This window comes from Cellulomonas dongxiuzhuiae, assembly GCF_018623035.1.
Classification (GTDB): domain Bacteria; phylum Actinomycetota; class Actinomycetes; order Actinomycetales; family Cellulomonadaceae; genus Cellulomonas; species Cellulomonas dongxiuzhuiae.
The window spans coordinates 2,671,010-2,687,462 of record NZ_CP076023.1 but is presented as its reverse complement, the minus strand read 5'-3'; the positions used below and the strand labels follow the sequence as shown (position 1 = coordinate 2,687,462).

The 16,453-nt window shown below is 75.1% G+C and carries 12 protein-coding genes; 2 read left to right on the top strand and 10 right to left on the bottom strand.

Going from position 1 to position 16,453, the window contains the following annotated elements; all coding sequences use genetic code 11:
• Positions 1–11: 11 nt before the first annotated feature.
• From KKR89_RS12015 to KKR89_RS11990, 6 genes are all read right to left on the bottom strand, one after another.
• The gene (locus tag KKR89_RS12015; protein ID WP_208195544.1) at positions 12–488 is read right to left on the bottom strand and encodes a hypothetical protein; all 477 of its coding nucleotides are present in this window, start codon (positions 486–488) and stop codon (positions 12–14) included.
• Positions 489–643: 155 nt separating this feature from the next.
• The gene (locus KKR89_RS12010; RefSeq protein ID WP_208195543.1) at positions 644–1,684 is read right to left on the bottom strand and encodes a LacI family DNA-binding transcriptional regulator; all 1,041 of its coding nucleotides are present in this window, start codon (positions 1,682–1,684) and stop codon (positions 644–646) included.
• A 154-nt stretch (positions 1,685–1,838) separates the two neighbouring features.
• Complete coding sequence (locus KKR89_RS12005) at positions 1,839–2,747, bottom strand: carbohydrate ABC transporter permease (RefSeq protein WP_208195542.1); 909 nt, start codon at positions 2,745–2,747, stop codon at positions 1,839–1,841.
• The gene (locus KKR89_RS12000; protein ID WP_208195541.1) at positions 2,744–3,754 is read right to left on the bottom strand and encodes a carbohydrate ABC transporter permease; all 1,011 of its coding nucleotides are present in this window, start codon (positions 3,752–3,754) and stop codon (positions 2,744–2,746) included. Before KKR89_RS12000 ends, KKR89_RS12005 begins: the two co-directional genes overlap by 4 nt.
• Before the next feature lie 94 nt (positions 3,755–3,848).
• Positions 3,849–5,150 (bottom strand): ABC transporter substrate-binding protein, encoded by a 1,302-nt coding sequence (locus KKR89_RS11995; RefSeq protein WP_251140874.1) that lies wholly within the window; start codon positions 5,148–5,150, stop codon positions 3,849–3,851.
• A gap of 441 nt (positions 5,151–5,591) precedes the next feature.
• Positions 5,592–6,125: a DUF2505 domain-containing protein gene (locus tag KKR89_RS11990; protein WP_208195540.1), complete on the bottom strand. Its 534-nt coding sequence runs from the start codon at positions 6,123–6,125 to the stop codon at positions 5,592–5,594.
• A 117-nt stretch (positions 6,126–6,242) separates the two neighbouring features.
• Between KKR89_RS11990 and KKR89_RS11985 the strand changes: the two genes are divergently transcribed.
• Positions 6,243–7,724 (top strand): sensor histidine kinase, encoded by a 1,482-nt coding sequence (locus KKR89_RS11985; RefSeq protein ID WP_208195539.1) that lies wholly within the window; start codon positions 6,243–6,245, stop codon positions 7,722–7,724.
• A gap of 113 nt (positions 7,725–7,837) precedes the next feature.
• Here the strand turns inward: KKR89_RS11985 and KKR89_RS11980 are convergent, their stop codons facing one another.
• Positions 7,838–8,086 carry a WhiB family transcriptional regulator gene (locus KKR89_RS11980; protein ID WP_013117620.1) on the bottom strand — a complete coding sequence of 83 codons (249 nt, stop codon included), beginning with the start codon at positions 8,084–8,086 and terminating at the stop codon, positions 7,838–7,840.
• A gap of 539 nt (positions 8,087–8,625) precedes the next feature.
• On the opposite strand from KKR89_RS11980, the gene KKR89_RS11975 reads away from it, so the two are divergent.
• Positions 8,626–9,081, top strand: a complete 456-nt coding sequence (locus KKR89_RS11975; protein WP_208195538.1) for a hypothetical protein — start codon at positions 8,626–8,628, stop codon at positions 9,079–9,081.
• A gap of 18 nt (positions 9,082–9,099) precedes the next feature.
• Here the strand turns inward: KKR89_RS11975 and KKR89_RS11970 are convergent, their stop codons facing one another.
• The 3 genes from KKR89_RS11970 to KKR89_RS11960 all read right to left on the bottom strand — a co-directional run bounded on the left by KKR89_RS11970 (position 9,100) and on the right by KKR89_RS11960 (position 16,382).
• Positions 9,100–12,840 (bottom strand): FtsK/SpoIIIE domain-containing protein, encoded by a 3,741-nt coding sequence (locus tag KKR89_RS11970; RefSeq protein ID WP_208195537.1) that lies wholly within the window; start codon positions 12,838–12,840, stop codon positions 9,100–9,102.
• A gap of 138 nt (positions 12,841–12,978) precedes the next feature.
• Positions 12,979–15,543 carry an ABC transporter permease gene (locus KKR89_RS11965; protein WP_208195536.1) on the bottom strand — a complete coding sequence of 855 codons (2,565 nt, stop codon included), beginning with the start codon at positions 15,541–15,543 and terminating at the stop codon, positions 12,979–12,981.
• Positions 15,543–16,382, bottom strand: coding sequence for an ABC transporter ATP-binding protein (locus KKR89_RS11960; protein ID WP_208195535.1), 840 nt, complete (start codon positions 16,380–16,382; stop codon positions 15,543–15,545). Before KKR89_RS11960 ends, KKR89_RS11965 begins: the two co-directional genes overlap by 1 nt.
• Positions 16,383–16,453: the final 71 nt, after the last annotated feature.

Here is a 16,453-nt window from a genome sequence, read left to right as displayed (position 1 = left end):
CCCGCCACCCGTCAGCAGAGCCGGGTGTCCGTCACCCACCTGACGACGTTCCCCCCGAGGTGACGGCTGTGACGCGCGGGCACCAGGACGCACGTCCCGAGCGACCCGTCGGAGCGGACGGGCGCGACGAGCAGGCTGGTGGAGCGGCAGTTGATCACGCGGGCGGTCCACGGCGACGGGAACGCCAGGTAGTACGAGGAGAGGTAGTCGCACCAGATCTCGGCGTCCTCGGTGCCCGGCGTGGTGACGGCGTCGAGGTCTGCGGCCGGCGGGGCCGCGACGCTCCGGTCCGTGCTCGTGGCGGCCGACCGGGCCGCCCCGGCGTCGCGCGCGGTGGCCGCGCTCGGCAGCGTGGTCGCCACGACCGCCGCGACCGCCAGCGCGGTCGTGACGCGGCGACGGGCACGCCTGCCGCGCGCCGCGTGCAGCCGCTCGTGCCGGGTGGCCGGGACTGCGGCGTGGCGCGCGTGGTGCGTGCTGCGGAGCATCGCGTCTCCTCTCGGCTCCCGCCGAGGCGCTGACGGGGCGGCGCCGCACCCCGTCGTGCGGCGCCGGCCCCACCCTGACGCGACGCCACCTGTGCTGTCAAGGCGCGACAGCACTGGGTCAGGGCGGGCCATTGCTGGGAGTCGCCCGCGACGGGTCAGGCGGACGCGCGCACCACGAGCTCGGGGGCGAAGATGAGCGGCTCCGCGGCGGGGGCCCCGTGCAGCTGGTCGAGCAACCGGGCGCCGGCGGCACGCGCCATGGCGACGACGGGCTGGATGACGCTCGTCAGGGGCGGGGTGGTCGTCGCGGCCACGCCGAGGTTGTCGTAGCCGACGATCGCCACGTCACCGGGCACCTCGCGCCCGAGCTCGGCGAGCACGCCGAGGGCTCCGGTCGCCATGAGGTCCGAGGCGATGAAGATCCCGTCGACGTCGGGGAAGCGGGTGAGCAGGTCGCGTGCGGCGTGCGCGCCCGACGTGATGGTGAAGTCCCCGTGGACGACCGCCGACTGGTCGAGGTCCGAGGCCGCCATCGCCAGGCGCCACCCGGCGAGCCGGTCGATGCCGGCGGACATGTCCTGCGGCCCCGCGATCGTGGCCACGCGTCGGCAGCCACGGTCGATGAGGTGCTGCGTCGCGAGCCGCCCGCCCTCGGTGTTGTCGGTGTCGACGTACTGGACGTCCTCGTCCGAGGCGGAGAGCGGGCGACCGACGAAGACGTTGGGGACGCGCGAGGCGAGCAGCGCACGGTCGAGCTCGTCGTCCCGGTGGTGCGACACCACGATCGCCCCGTCGACGTGCCCGTTGCGCAGGTAGCGGATGGTCCGCTCGCTCTCGCCCGGGCGGGCGATGACGAGGACGACCTGGATGTCGGAGTCGGCGAGCGACGTGCTCAACCCGTTGAGCGTGCCCGCGAAGAAGGGGTCCGACAGCACGCGCTCGTCCGGCTCGGGCACGACCAGAGCGATCGAGTCCGTGCGACGCGTCACGAGGGAGCGCGCGGCACGGTTCGGCGTGTAGCCCAGGTCGGCGACGGCGGCCTCGACCGCCGAGAGCGCCTCGGGGGAGACCCGCAGCCCGCCGTTGATCGCGCGGGACGCCGTCGACCGCGAGACGCCGGCACGCTCGGCGACCTGCTCGAGGGTGGGCGCGGCCGGCCGCGACGGGTCGGTGCGGATCGCGAAGTTGTCGACCACCGTTGGTCATCCCCTCTGTGGCTGCGCTGAGGCAGCGTGAACGTTCATCTGGCCATGACCCGCGCGCCGCACGACGTGAGGGTACCTGCGGACCGTCCGGTCCGGCGGTCGGGCGCCCGCGTGGCGGGCGCCCGACCAGGCACATCGTGCCGCGTCAGCCCTTGACCGCCCCCGCCATGATGCCCGCGACGAGCTGGCGCCCGGCGAACACGAACAGCAGCAGCAGCGGGATCGCCGAGAGCACGACGCCCGCCATGATCAGGGACATGTCGACGAAGTACGTGGCCTGCAGCAGCTGGAGAGCCACTGGCAGCGTCGGGTTCGTCGAGCCGAGGACGATGAACGGCCAGAAGAAGTTCGTCCACGAACCGACGAACGCGAACAGACCGAGCATGATCGCGGCAGGCCGGGCGGCCGGCAGCGCGATGCTCCAGAACGTGCGGATCATGGAGGCGCCGTCGACCCGCGCCGCCTCGATCAGCTCGTAGGGGAGTGCGGACTCGAGGTACTGCGTCATCCAGAAGACGCCGAACGCCGTGACCAGGCCGGGCACGATGACGGCGACCAGCTTGCCGAGCCAGTGCAGCTCCGCCATGACGATGAACAGCGGGACGATGCCCAGCTGCGTCGGCACGGCCGTCGTGGCGATGACGAACAGGAGGAGCCCGGACCGCCCGCGGAACCGCAGCTTCGCGAAGGAGAACCCGGCGAGCGTCGAGAACAGCACGACCGACACCGAGGTGATGACGGCCACGATGATCGAGTTCGTCAGCGCCTTCCAGAAGTTGATGTCCGCGTTCAGCACCTCGGAGGCGTTGTGGAGGAAGTTGCTGCCCGGGACGAGCGACGGGATCGGGTTCTGGGCGATGGTCGCGGAGTCCGAGCTCGCCAGCAGGAACGCGTAGTAGATCGGTGACGCGAACACGAGGACCGCGAGCACCAGCAGCGCGTAGGTGACCCAGCCCGGCCGGCGCTCCGAGCCGTGCCCCCGCGAACGGTTCGCCGCGCGCGCCGCGCCGGCGCCGGCGGTCTGCCGGATGTAGGGGACCGAGGGCGCGCTCATCGCTTGACCTTCTTCCGTCGTGGTTCCTTCGGCGTCGCGTCGGACGCGATGCGGCGGGTGAGCCAGAAGTTGAGCATGCCCACGGCGAGGATGATGAGGAACAGCACCCACGCGACGGCAGCCGCTCGTCCGAAGCTCTTCTGGTTGCCGAAGCCGAGCTCGTAGATGTACATCGTCACGGTCATCCACTGCCGACCGGGACCGCCCTGCCCGAGCTGGTCGAACATGCGGGGCTCGTCGAAGATCTGCAGGCCACCGATGGTCGACGTGATGACGACGAAGATCAGGGTCGGCCGGATCTGGGGGATCGTGATCGAGAAGAACTGCCGGACGCGGGCGGCGCCGTCGATGACGGCCGCCTCGTAGAGGTCCCGCGGCACGGCTTGCATCGCCGCCAGCAGGATGAGCGTGTTGTAGCCGGTCCAGCGGAAGTTCACCATGGTGGCCACCGCGAAGTGCGACGGCAGCACGGCGCCGTGCCACTTGATGGGGTCGATGCCCACGAGCCCGAGCACGGAGTTCGCCAGACCGGACTGGTCCGCGAAGACCTTGCCGAAGATCAGGGAGACGGCCACGGGGGCGATGACGTAGGGCACCAGCACGCCCATGCGCCAGAACGTCCTGGCGCGCAGGTTGGCGTCGAGGATCGCCGCGAGCACGATCGCGACCATGAGCTGCGGGATCGTCGACAGCAGGAAGATGCTGAAGGTGTTGCGCAGGCCCTTCCAGAAGTTGGGCTCCTGGAAGAGGAAGGCGAAGTTGTCGAGGCCGACGAACTCACCCTGGCCACCGAGCAGGTGCCAGTCGTACACCGAGACGTAGGCGGTGTAGGCCAGCGGGAACAGGCCGGTGAGGCCGAACAGGATGAAGAACGGCGAGATGTACAGATAGGGCGAGACCTTGACGTCCCAGCGGCCCAGCTTCTGGCTGAAGCCGACGCGGCGTGGCTCGCGCGGGGAGTCAGGCAGCCGGCGCCCGGCGCGCGGCTGCGTGGTCGAGGTGGCCATGGGGGTCCTCCGGAGACTCAGGGGCGACGCGGACGGGGCCGGGTCGGTGGCGGTCACCACCGACCCGGCCCCGGAGCGTTGAGGTCAGGTCAGGTCAGCCGAGACCCTCGACCACCCCGACGAAGGTCTCCCACTGGGCGGCGGGGTCGGCGCCGTTGACGTCGACCTCGACGATCGCGTTGGAGAGCGCGTCCTGGATCGTGAAGTACTGCGGGCCCTTGAAGGGCACGACGACACCCTCGGCACGGTTGGCGAGGATCTCACCGACGGGCGCGTTGTTGAAGAACTCGTTGGTCGCCGACTTGATCTCGTCGGACTCGAGCGCCTCGATCTGGCTCGGGAACGTGCCCTCGTTGTTGAAGGCCTCGATCTGCTGGTCGGGAGCGGTCAGCCACGCGGCCAGCTCCTTGGCGGCCTCGACGTTCTCGCCCTGCGACGGGACGGTCAGGAACGAGCCGCCCCAGTTGCCCGAGCCGCCGGGGAAGACGTCGGCCAGGTCCCAGCCGGTGACGCCGGCCGCGTTGCCCGCGATGACGCCGAGCATCCAGCCCGGTGCCAGCATGACGGCGAAGCCGTCCGTCTGGAACGAGTTCGTCCAGTCGTCGCTCCACTGGCTGAAGTGGGCGGACATGTTGTCCGTCGTGGCAGCGGCCGTGACCTGGTCGTACATCTCCTTGATGCGCGGGTTCTCGAGCGCGATCACGTCACCGGAGTCGGGGTCCTCGTAGGCCGCCTCCTCCTGGTTGACCATGCCCTGGTAGACGGCGCTGGCCGAGTCGAAGAAGGGCTTGCCCGTCTTGGCCGTGTAGTCCTTGCCGACCTGGAAGAACGTGTCCCACGTGGCGGCGTCGCCACCGAAGAGCTCGGCGACGGACTCGCGGTCGCTCGGCAGGCCGGCAGCCTCGAAGAGGTCGGCGCGGTAGGCGATGCCCTCGGGGCCGACGTCGGTGCCGTAGCCGATGAGCTTGCCGTCCGGCGTGGTGGCCTGGGCGACCTTCCAGTCGAGCCAGCGACCCTCGACCTCGGGCGACGCGAGGTCCTCGAAGTAGTCGGGGAACTGCATGAGCTCGGGCAGCCAGTCGACCTCGATGGCCTCGATGTCGGCGGTGCCGGATCCGGCCGCGAGCCGCGTGTTGAGGTTCTCGCGCGCCTCGTTCGACGTCGCGGCGACCTTCTGCTCGATCGTGACGCCCGGGTGCTCGGCCTCGTAGCGGTCGAACATCTCGTCCGTGTAGCCGAACTTGTTGAAGGTGGCGACCGTGAGGGTGACGTTGCCGCCGTCCGCGGTCTCGTCACCCTCGCCCGCGTCGTTGCTCGAGGAGCAGGCGGTGGCGACGAGCGCCATGCTCGTCACACCAGCTGCGAGCGCCCACGCCTTGCGTGTGGTCTTGCGCACAATGACTCCCTTGTCAGTCGGACGGCTGCGTCGCCGTACACCTTGTCCGCGTGCCGCCCGCCCGTCCCTTGCGGCTGGGCGGACCTCGCGCGTTGGGGCTGTCGGGCCCCGGCGTGGGTGCGCTCCCGCATGAGTCTCGCGGGAGCGTTCCCACGCACTGCGGGACACCTTTGTCCCGGAGATGGTCGGGTGTCAAGGACGGTGCGGCGCAACGGTGCGGTGGTAGCGGTCCCACGCGGGCGTCAGCGCAGGTCAGGGCCCCTTCCCACGGCTCCCACGTTATCCAATCGTTACGGCTCCGAGACCCTCGCCGTGGCCCGTTCGGGCGACCCGGGCGCGGCCGTGCCCCGCCCCCGACAGGCCCGGGGCCATATCGCGACGAATGGGGCACCGGCCGTGCGGGGGAGGTGCGCCGTCGGCCGGCGCGCCTCCCCGCAGGTGTCAGGGCGCTGCCGGCCCGACCGCCGGTGTCCCGTCGGCGCTCGCGAGCCACCGTGCGGCCACGGACTGCTCCTCGCGCAGCGCCGCCCGCACGGCCGCACCTGCGGCCTCCTCCACGGCGCTCGCGAACAGCGGGACGGCGGCGCGGACCTCCCCCTCGTACGTCACGCGCGACGCGCCGGGCCCCGTGGCCACCAGCGACGTCCGGCCCGTCACGCGCACCGGTGCGCCCGCGATCTCGACGACGACGGTCCCCGTGCGTGAGCCGTCCGCGGCCGGTGCCCCCCAGGCCTCGACCTGGCGCACGTCGATCCGCGCCCCGACCAACGGGTGCAGGTGGGCGGGGATCTGCGAGGTGGGGACGGCGCGCCGGGTCGTCACGGTGAAGGCGCCCGCGGCGGTGCCGGACACGTCCACCTGCTCCTCGACGGCGCCCGAGGCCCGCACCTTCGCGTGGACGTACGCCGGGTCGGCCAGCAGATGGGCCGCACCGCGCACGTCGGTGGGCAGGTCGATCGTCACGTGCAGCTGCACCGCTGACCCCCGGGGTGGTGGGCTCCGGTCCGAGCGGCCGCGCGGACCGTCGACGGGCGTCCGCCCGCGAGGCGCCCGTCGTCCCCGAGCGTAGCCGCCGCTGCGTACCCTGGGCGGGTGTCCACGCTGAGCGACCTCGTCACGCGTCATGGTGCGCTCGACCCCGCCGACGTGGAGTGGTTGCACCTCCTGGTCGGCGACTGGCAGGTCGTGTCGGACCTCGCGTTCGCCGACCTGGTCCTCTGGCTGCCCATGTCGGACGGCGACTTCGTGGCGGTCGCGCAGTGCCGGCCGTCGACCGGGGCCACCGTGCACTACGACGACGTCGTGGGCTCCCGCCCGCCCGAGGGGCAGGTCTCCCAGCTGCGCCGGGCGCTCGAGGAGCAGGCGCCCCAGCGTTCGCGCGAGCCGCGCTGGTTCGGCTCGTACGCGGTGCGCGAGGAGGCCGTCCCGGTCGTGCGCGGCGGCAGGTCCATCGCTGTGCTCGCGCGCCAGACCAACCTCGGGGGCGCGCGCACGCCGTCGCGGCTCGAGCTCAACTACGTCGAGGCGGCCGACGACCTGGTGGGCATGGTCGCGCGCGGCGAGTTCCCCGCACCCGACGCGCCGACGGGTCCGCGCCGCGGGGCACCACGCGTCGGCGACGGACTCGTGCGGCTCAACGGCGAGGGCGAGGTGCTGTACGCGAGCCCGAACGCGCTGTCCTGCTTCCACCGCCTCGGTGTGCTGGGCGACCTCGTCGGCAGGTCGCTGATCGAGGTGACGTCGGACCTCATCGAGCAGAACGCGACCGTCGACGAGTCGATGCCGCTGGTGCTCATGGGCCGCGCGCCCTGGCGCGTGGACGTCGAGGCGCGCGGCGTGGCGCTCTCGCTGCGCGCGGTCCCGCTGACCGAGCGGGGCCAGCGCACGGGTGCCGTCCTGCTGTGCCGCGACGTCTCGGAGCTGCGGCGCCGCGAGCGCGAGCTCATCACCAAGGACGCGACGATCCGGGAGATCCACCACCGGGTGAAGAACAACCTGCAGACGGTCGCCGCGCTCCTGCGGCTCCAGTCGCGTCGCATGAGCTCGCCGGAGGCGCGCGACGCGCTCGCCGAGGCCATGCGTCGTGTCGCGACGATCGCGCTCGTCCACGAGACCCTCTCGCAGACCCTCGACGAGAGCGTGCCCTTCGACGACCTCGTCGGCCGGAGCCTGCGCCTGGCGGCGGACGTCGCGACCGCGGGCGCGCACGTGCGCACCACGGTCCGCGGCTCGTTCGGCGCGGTGCCGGCGGAGGACGCCACGGCGCTCGCGCTCATCCTCACCGAGCTCGTGACGAACGCGGTCGAGCACGGTCTGGCCGGCCGCGACCAGGGCACGGTCGAGATCGTCGTGGAGCGCGAGGGCAACCGGCTGCGCGTCGAGGTCGCCGACGACGGCGGCGGCGTGCCGGAGGGCAAGGGCGAGGGCACCGGGCTGGGCACCCAGATCGTCTCGACGCTCGTCCGCAACGAGCTCGGCGGGTCGATCGCGTGGCTCGCGCGCGACGGCGGGGGCACGTCCGTCGTCATCGAGGCGCAGCTGCGCCAGGGGAGGGACGCCGCGACCGTCGCGTGACGTCGCGTGAGGCCGGCCGGTGCGGGCACGGTCCCGTCGAGACGACGACGGGGCCGCCGTGGTCGGCGGCCCCGTCGGGTGGGTCGGCGGTCGTCGCCGGTGGGTGCCCGGTGTCAGCCGGCGCGGCGCTGGCGCGCGGTGCGGCGCTTGAGCGCGCGGCGCTCGTCCTCGGACAGCCCGCCCCAGACGCCGGCGTCCTGGCCCGTCTCGATGGCCCACTTGAGACACGTGTCGACGACGTCGCAGCGACGGCAGACGGCCTTCGCCTCCTCGATCTGCTGCAGCGCAGGACCCGTGTTCCCGATGGGGAAGAACAGCTCGGGGTCCTCGTCGAGGCAGGCTGCGCGGTGACGCCAATCCATGGGGAATCTCCTTGGCACACGCATGTCTGCACGCCCGGAGGAGCGCGCGCGACAATGCATGGGATCAATGGTGGGGGAAACGTGCTGCACCAAGGGTCACACCCGGGGCGTCGGGGCACAAGGGTTACGGCAACGTTTCATGTCCATAACGACTGAGGCGTTCATCACACGGGCGGCTGCCTCGTCCGACTCGTCCCACGCGCCCCGCAGGATCCGGGCGGCGCGTGTCGGTCGAACGTCCAGGTCAGGGCCCTGAGCGACACAGCGTGCCGCTGACCTGGGAGATCACTGGGTAGTGAAGGACGGGGCCCGGGGTGTCGTCGGTCACGCACGGGCGCCGGCAGCGCCGGAGTGACGAGGTTCACCTGCGGCCGTCGCCGCGCCCGTGGGGTCGTGCAGGGTGCCGCGGTGACGTCGTGTGGTCGAAGGCGCGTCCGGTCTCTGGTATGAGGTGTCGCGGGCCGGGGTGGTGCCGCATCCTGCGCACGCCGCGGCGCGCGGCACGGGACCGTGGGCGTGACGCCGCCTAGGGTCGTGCCATGCGCAGCACGCCTCCCGGCCGTGAGCCGGTCACCGGCCCCGGCGCCCCGCGCCCGCCGCGTCCCGGTGTCGCCGGGCGCCCGACGATGCTCACCGTGGCGTGCGCGCTGGTCCTCGTGGAGGCGACGGCGCTCGCGGTCGCCGTGGTCGCCGGCGTGGTGGCCCTCGTGCAGGGCGGCGACGTCGCCCCGGTGCTGTTCCTCTGCACGCTCGCTCTCGGGACCGCGGTGCTCCTCGTGCACGCGGCGCGCGCCCTGTGGTCCGGGCGCCGCTGGGGCCGCGCCCCGGTGGTGACCGCGCAGGTGTTCCTGCTGGTGACGGCGGCGACGTGGTGGGCCTCCGGGGGCGGTGCCTGGGCCGCCCTGCCGGGCGTCGTCGCGCTGGTCGTCGTGGTCGCCGTGCTGAGCCCTCGTGTCGTGGCCGTCACCTCCGGGGGGCGTGAACCGGGCGCCTGAGTCCCGGCGCGCGCCCCGTCACGCGGCACCCTGCGCCGGGTGCGGCGCGGGGGGACGGTGCACCTGGACGCGGACGAGCCCGCGGTCCCGGCGCAGGACGCCGCGGCCCGCAGGCCGCACCCGCGGGTCCGTGTGGAGAGCGGACCCCGCCCCCAGCAGGTCGGCTGCCGCCGGGCCGTGGGGGTCGAGCACCAGCAGCTGACGGGCGCGCAGCGCCGTGGCGACGGGGCCGCGCCAGCCGGCGGCGGCGTGCTCGCTCGTGGTGCACAGCGCGACGACCCGGACGTCCGGCGAGCCGGGGTCGAGCAGCCGTCCGACACGCTCCGCCACCTCCGGGGCGTCGCGCTCGAGGACGTCGACGTCGTCCAGCAGCACGACGGTGCGGCGGGCCGGTCCGGGTGCTCGCCCGACGGCCCGGTCCAGGTGGGCGAGCGCGTCCGACGGCGGCACGGCGAGTGCACCGGGCCATCGGCCGCGCACCCGTCCCGGGCGCGCGTCCGCCGTCACGACGAGCACGTCGTGGCCGCTCGCTGCCCAGCCGTGGGCGAGCGTGCGCAGCACCGTCGTGCGCCCGGTGCCGGGCGCACCCGTGACGACGAGCGGCCGGTCCGGGTCGACCACGACCGGCGCCGGACCGTCGCCGCCGATGCCGAGGGGGATCCCGCCGCCCGGGGGAGCTGACGCGGGCGGCGGTGCCGCCATCTCGGGGAGGACGCCGAGCCGCAGCGCCGCCCCGGCGCGGTGGCCCGCGGCGGCCGCCGGTGCGCCGGCCGCCGAGGGCCCCGGCAGGACCACCTGGCACACGAGCGCGCCCTGCGTGCTGGACGCCACCGCGCGGCCCGGGGTGGACCGGGCGCCGACCAGACCGTGCGGGACCCCGGCCTGCGCATCGAGCGAGGCGTCGGGCACCGGCAGCACCAGTCGCAGCCCGAAGGTGCCCGCCAGCCGCGACAGCGCAGGCACGACCGGTCCCGCGGCCGCCACGCGCACGCCGGTGGGCGGATGGCGCAGGAGCGTCGTGAGCAGGTCGACGCCCAGGCCCCGCGCGTGCGTCGCGAGCGTGTCCAGGAGGGCATCGAGCCCGTCGACCAGGACCACCACGGCCCCGGCCCCGTCGCGACGCGTCGCGAGGCGGTCGAGCAGGAGGAGCGCGCGATGCACGTCGTCGAGCGGCAGCGTCGTGCCCAGGAGGGGTCCCGCGGCCTCGCGCAGGCGGCGGACCGGACCGTCCGGCAGGCCGACGGTGTGCACGTGGGCGCCGTCGAGCAGCGCGTGGTGACCGACGGTGACCAACGACGTGGACCGTCCCGAGCGTGGTCCGCCGAGCACGAGGAGGTGGCCGTGCCCCGGGCCCCACCGCACGGGGGCCCAGCGCTGCTCGTCGGGGACGTCGGCCACCGCGACGAGGAGGCCGTCGGCGTCCGCCCCGGCGCCCACCTCGTCGGCGGTGACGCGGTCCGGCAGGGCGCGTGACCAGGGCACACCCGTGCCGGGCAGGTCCCGCGCCGCCTGACGGCACGCGGCCACCCAGGCGGAGACGTCGTCGTCCGGCCGGCGGGCGATGCGCCAGGCGGGCGCCTGCCGCGCCGGGACGGAGGGCACGACGCGGACCGGTGGTGCCGCACGCCGGTGGCGGGCGCGCGCCACCTGCAGCGGCGCCACCGGCCGGGCCCCGGTCCGCACGAGTGCGCTGCCGGGGTGGGCGACGTCGAGGTGCGCGGCGTCCGCGCAGCCGATGACGTCGCGCGAGTCGTCCTCGTCGGCGACACGCAGCGCGATGCGCAGCCCGACGTTGGCGCGCAGGTCCGCGGGCACCGCACCGGCGGGACGCTGCGTGGCGAGCAGCAGGTGCATGCCCAGCGCACGGCCCTGCGCGGCGAGGCGGGCGAGCGCGGCGGCGGCCTCGGGCACGTCGTCGACCAGGGCGCGCAGCTCGTCGACGACCACGAGCAGGCGGGCGGGCGACGCGGTGCCCGCGCGGTCGAGGTCGGCGACGTCGGCACAGCCCGCGGCCGCAAGCAGGCGCTCGCGGCGGCGCAGCTCCGCCCGGAGCCCCACGAGCGTGCGCCGCGCGGCGGCGACGTCGAGGTCGTGGACGTGGTCGACGACGTGCGGCAGCCGGGCGAGCGGTCCGAGGCCCGTGCCGCCCTTGAAGTCCACCAGCAGGACGGCCAGGCGGGACGGGGGGTGGGTCAGCGCGAGCCCGAGGACCACCGTCGTGAGCAGCTCCGACTTGCCCGCGCCCGTCGTGCCCGCGACCAGGGCGTGCGGCCCGTCCCGCACGAGGTCGAGGACCACGGGCCGGCCCGCCACCCCGGTGCCGACGGCCGTGGCCAGCACGCGGGGAGCGCCGGGACGGCGCCAGGACGACGCGACGGCGGCCGCGTCGGGAGCCGGGACCCGGGGCAGGTCCCCGAGCGCCGGGGCGAGCGCCGGGGCGCGCGCGCCCGAGGTGCCGTGCGTGGACAGCAGCCACCTGAGCGCGGCCGCCGAGCGCGCCTGGGCGTCCGCCACGTCCGCGTCCACCCGCTCGGGGGCCGGGCCCGGCGACGTGCCGTCGTCGGTGCGCAGGACCGTGGACGCCCAGGCCGGTGCGGACGAGCCCGGTGGCACCACCAGCAGGAGCCGGGCGTGCGGCGCAGCCAGGCGCCACGACGCCAGTGCGGTGTCGCTGCCGTCGGCGACCACCAGGATGTCGTCGTGGTCGTCGCCGGCCGCCGGCAGGTGGGCGTCGGGCTCCCACCAGCGTGTCCACTCCCAGTCCGCCGCGGCACCGGTCCGCAGCACGAGCCGGACCGGTGCGCCCGCACCGAGCGTGCGCAGGACGACGGCGCGAGCGGCCCCGAGCGCCGAGCCCCGCGAGCCGACCAGCGCCAACGTGGCGTCGGGCGGCCACAGCGCGTCGTCGCCGGGGACGGGTCCGGCGAGGTCGCGCAGGCGCAGGCCCGTGGTCAGGCGCAGCAGCGGGACGTCCGAGGACGCCGCGACGGTCGCGTCCTGCGGCACCGTGCGCCGCTGCGGTGCGCGCGCCCCCCGCGCTCCGAGGAGCCCGACGAGGCCCGTGACCGCCGTGAGCAGGAGCAGCGGCTGCCGCAGCGCGGCTGCCAGGGCGAGCGCGGCGGCCGACGACGCGAGGGCGGTCCAGGCCCACGGCGGAACGCGTGGCCCCCGGCCACGGGGGGCGGGCTCGTCCTCGGCCGGCACGCGCAGCCGCAGGTGCGTCCGGCCGACCCGGACGTCGGCGTGGGTGGGCCAGCGGCGGGGGAGGCGCCCGACCGTCGGCCGGCGCGACCGCGTGCGGGCGCGCGCGAGCCGGGGCCGCGGTTCGACCGTCATCGACCCGCGCGCGCCGATCGTCCGGACCGTGGTGCGGGCGCCGCGGCGACGCACCTGGACGCGCACGGGTCCGTAGGGCCGCAGGGTCAGACGTCCGCCGTCGGGCAGCGGCAGCAGGCGTCCGGCGCCCGGGCCGGTGAGCACGGCCAGGTGGCTCCCGGCCCGCACGGCCGCATCGACGTCGTGGTGCGGCGCGGGCCCGGGCGCCAGGTGGGCACCCGGCAGCAGCGGTGGAGCGCCCGCGGGGTGGTCGTCGTCGAGGACGTGGCCCGCGACCTCGAGACGCGCTCGCGGTGCCGCCCAGCGGGTGTCCCCGGTGAGCACCGCGAGCCGGCGCCGCAGGTCACCCGCGGGCAGCCCGGCCTCGACCTCGACGTCGAGGTGCCGACCGGGCAGGACGGGGGAGGGGAGGGTGAGGCGCACCCCGGGAGCATCCGCCCCACGGGGTGCGCCGGGACGTCCCGGGGCCGGGAGGTGTGGGTGACACCTCCCGGCCCCGGGTCTGTGGTCGGCTCGACCGAGCGGCGGGCCCTCCTCCGCACCGCTCCGCGGCCGTGGCTCTCAGTCGACGCCGAGGGCGGCGACGGGAGGTGTGCGGGCAGCGGCGCGGGCCGGCAGGACCGAGGCCACGAAGCCTGCGACCAGCGCGACCAGCAGCACCCCACCCAGCTGCGCCCACGGCACGGACAGGCGCACCTCGCTCATCGGGCCGAAGACGGTGGCGGCGCCCGCCCACCCGTACACCAGCCCGAGCGCCACGCCGATCAGCGCACCCACGCCCGAGATGAGCATCCCCTCGGTCGCGAGCATCCACCGCAGCCCGCGTCGCGACAGGCCGACGGCACGCAGCGTCGCCGACTCCCGGCGCCGCTCGATGACCGACAGCGACAGCGTGTTCGCGACCCCGATGAGCGCGATCATGACGGCCACGCCCCGCAGGCCGATGACGATGGCCAGCACCACGTCGACGATCTGCTCGTCGCTCTGCCGCTCGGCCGCCGCGCTCTCGACACGCACCGAGTCGTCTCCGACGACGTCCCGCACGTCGCCCAGCACGGTCTTGGCGTCGGCGCCCGGGGTCAGCCGGACCAGCAGCGCGGACGGCGCCTCGTCGATCCCCAGCGCCTGCGCCGCCTGCGGCGTCAGCAGTGCCCGGTCGCCGCCACGCGCCACCACGTCGAGCACCGCGCTGTCCCCCGCGTGCAGCTCCATGCGCACCACGTCGCCCGACCACCAGCGCGGGACGACGCTGCGGCCGTCGGTGAGCGCCGCGGCTGCGGCGTCGTCACGCAGCACACCGGCGTCGGTGACGTCGAGGACGAGGACCTCGGTCGCGCGGCCGTCGGGCGTCTCGACGTCCGCGACGCTCGAGACGGCCACGGTCTCGACGCCGTCGAGGGCGGCGACGTCGTCCCGGCCGGCCGCGTCGAGCGCCTCGCCCGGCGTCCCGAGCACCAGGAGGTCGACCGGTCCCCTCTCGTCGAACCCGCGGGCGAGCGACTGCTGCGCGGACACGGCCCCCGTGCTCATCATCACGACCAGCGTGACGCCGATGACCAGCGCGGTGCTGGTCGCCGACGTGCGCCGGGGGTTGCGCAGCGTGTTCGCCGCCGCCAGGCGTGCGCTCGTGCTGATGGCCCCCACCGGCCGGCCGAGGGCCGAGACGACCTTCGGGACCCACAGCGGCGAGCCGACGAGCAGGCCGACGAAGGACGCCCCACCGCCGAGCACCCCGATCGCGAGGGGCAGCATCGCGTCCACCGCGATGCCGGCGCGGGCGAGCGCGACGCCGCCTGCCAGGGCGACGAAACCGCCCACGGTGAGCAGCAGCGAGAGCACCAGGCGGACCCGCCCGGGCCGTGCCCGGACCGACGGTGCGTCGGCGGGGCGCAGCGCCGCCACGGGGGAGACGCGCGTCGCGGCCCGAGCCGGGACCAGTGCGGCGCCGACCGTCACCAGCACCGCCACCAGCACGGGCACCAGCACGTTGCCCAACGTCGGGGTGACGGTCGTGGGCAGCGGTACGCCGTCCTGGGTCCGCGACAGCACGCTGAGCGCACCCTGTGCCAGGGCGAGCCCCGTCACGACGCCCGCGACGCCGGAGACGACACCCAGGATGCCGGCCTCGAGCAGGACCGCGGTGCGCAGCTGACCGCGGCGCGCGCCGACGCAGCGCAGCAGCGCGAGCATGCGGGTGCGCTGCGCGACGATGACCTGGAAGGTGTTCGCGATCACCAGCGCGGCGACCAGCATCGCCACGGCAGCGAAGCCGAGCACGACCATGACGATGACGTTGCCGCCGCCCCACTGCTCGACCGCGCGGGCGGCGGCCTCGTCGCGCGTCAGGACGTCCGCCCCGGCGAGCTCCTGCGTCAGCGCCGCGCGCACCGTCTCGACGTCGCCGTCGACGTCGACGAGCACGTTCGTCGGCCCGAACGCGTCGGGGTCCGTCGCACCGCCCCACCGCGTGATCGCCTCGACGGTCGCCAGGCCGGCCCCGCCGTAACGGGACCACGCGTTGTTCGGGTCCTCGACGAGCCCGACGAGCACGACGTCGCCCGTCAGCTCCTCGACATCGTCGTCCGCCGGGGCCGCGACCGCGTCGCCGGCCTCCGCGTCCTCGCCGGCCGGCTCCGCCGTGACGTCCCCGGTCGGCTCCTCGGGCCACACGTACCACCGGGCCTGGAGGGTGTCACCGACGCCGACGCCCAGGCGCTCGGCGGACGCGGCGGGCAGGGCCACCTCCGTCGCGGACGTGGGCACGCGGCCCTCGACGACCTCGAGCGAGCCCAGCGACGGCGTGGACGGGGCCGAGACCAGGGTCTCGTTGACCGTGCGCCGTCCGCTCTCGAAGGTTCCCCAGCCCATCAGCAGCGGGTCGGCGGCGGTGACCCCGGGCACGGCCCGCGCGGTGGCGAGGACCCGTGAGATCGGGGTGTCGACGGGCGGGACGACGAGGTCGGCGGTGCCGTAGGCGGCGGTCATGGCGTCGTAGCCGCCGCGCGTGATCACGTCGCCCGCGGTCAGGGTCGCGGTGACGAACGCCGACCCGAGCAGGATCGCGACACCGGCCGCGACGAGGCGGCCCAGGCTGCGGCGCATCTGGGCGAGGGTGAGCCGCAGCATCAGCGACGACCCCCCGCGGCGACGTCGACGACCGGCGTCGCACCCGTCGGGGCGCCGGCCGGCGCCTCGAGCACCCGCAGGCCCTCGAGGCCCGCCAGGACGGACTCGGGGCTGGGGTCCGCGATGTCGCCGGCGATCCGACCGTCGGCGAGCAGCAGCACACGGTCGGCGTAGGCGGCGGCGGTCGGGTCGTGCGTCACCATGATGACCGTGCGCCCCAGCTCGCGGACCGAGCGCCGCAGGAAGCTCAGGACCTCCGCGCCCGAGCGGGAGTCGAGGTTGCCCGTGGGCTCGTCGGCGAAGACCACCTCGGGCTCGGCGATGAGCGCGCGCGCGATGGCGACCCGCTGCTGCTGCCCGCCGGACAGCTCGCTCGGCCGGTGCGTCAGGCGTGACTGCAGGCCCAGCGTCCCCACGAGCGTGTCGAGCCAGGCGCGGTCCGGTGCGCGTCCCGCGAGGTCGAGCGGCAGCAGCACGTTCTGCTCGGCGGTGAGCATCGGCAGCAGGTTGAACGACTGGAAGACGAAGCCGATGCGGTCGCGCCGCAGCCGCGTCAGCGCGTCGTCGCCGAGCGCCGTGATCTCGGTGGCGCCCAGGTGCACGGTGCCCGACGTGGCGTCGTCGAGGCCGGCGAGCAGGTGCATCAGCGTGGACTTGCCCGAGCCCGAGGGGCCCATGATCGCGGTGAACGCCCCCGTGGCGAAGTCCACGTCGACGGCGTCGAGCGCACGGACCGCAGCGGCTCCGGTGCCGTAGACCTTGGTCAGCGCGCGGGCGCGGGACGCCGGTGCGGACGGGTCGACCGCGGCCGGGTCGGCAGGACGGGGGGTGGTGTGCAACGGGTGCTCCTGTCTCGAAGGGGTGCCCCCAGCCTCGCGCGCCGCACCCCCGCCGGCGTCCGGCCGTGGGT

Bases quoted from the DNA above. Each gene is read 5' to 3' on its own strand.
- KKR89_RS12015 (WP_208195544.1), bottom strand. From the start codon at position 488: ATGCTCCGCAGCACGCACCACGCGCGCCACGCCGCAGTCCCGGCCACC.
- KKR89_RS12005 (WP_208195542.1), bottom strand. From the start codon at position 2,747: ATGAGCGCGCCCTCGGTCCCCTACATCCGGCAGACCGCCGGCGCCGGC.
- KKR89_RS12000 (WP_208195541.1), bottom strand. From the start codon at position 3,754: ATGGCCACCTCGACCACGCAGCCGCGCGCCGGGCGCCGGCTGCCTGAC.
- KKR89_RS11980 (WP_013117620.1), bottom strand. From the start codon at position 8,086: ATGGATTGGCGTCACCGCGCAGCCTGCCTCGACGAGGACCCCGAGCTG.
- KKR89_RS11975 (WP_208195538.1), top strand. From the start codon at position 8,626: ATGCGCAGCACGCCTCCCGGCCGTGAGCCGGTCACCGGCCCCGGCGCC.
- KKR89_RS11965 (WP_208195536.1), bottom strand. From the start codon at position 15,543: ATGCTGCGGCTCACCCTCGCCCAGATGCGCCGCAGCCTGGGCCGCCTC.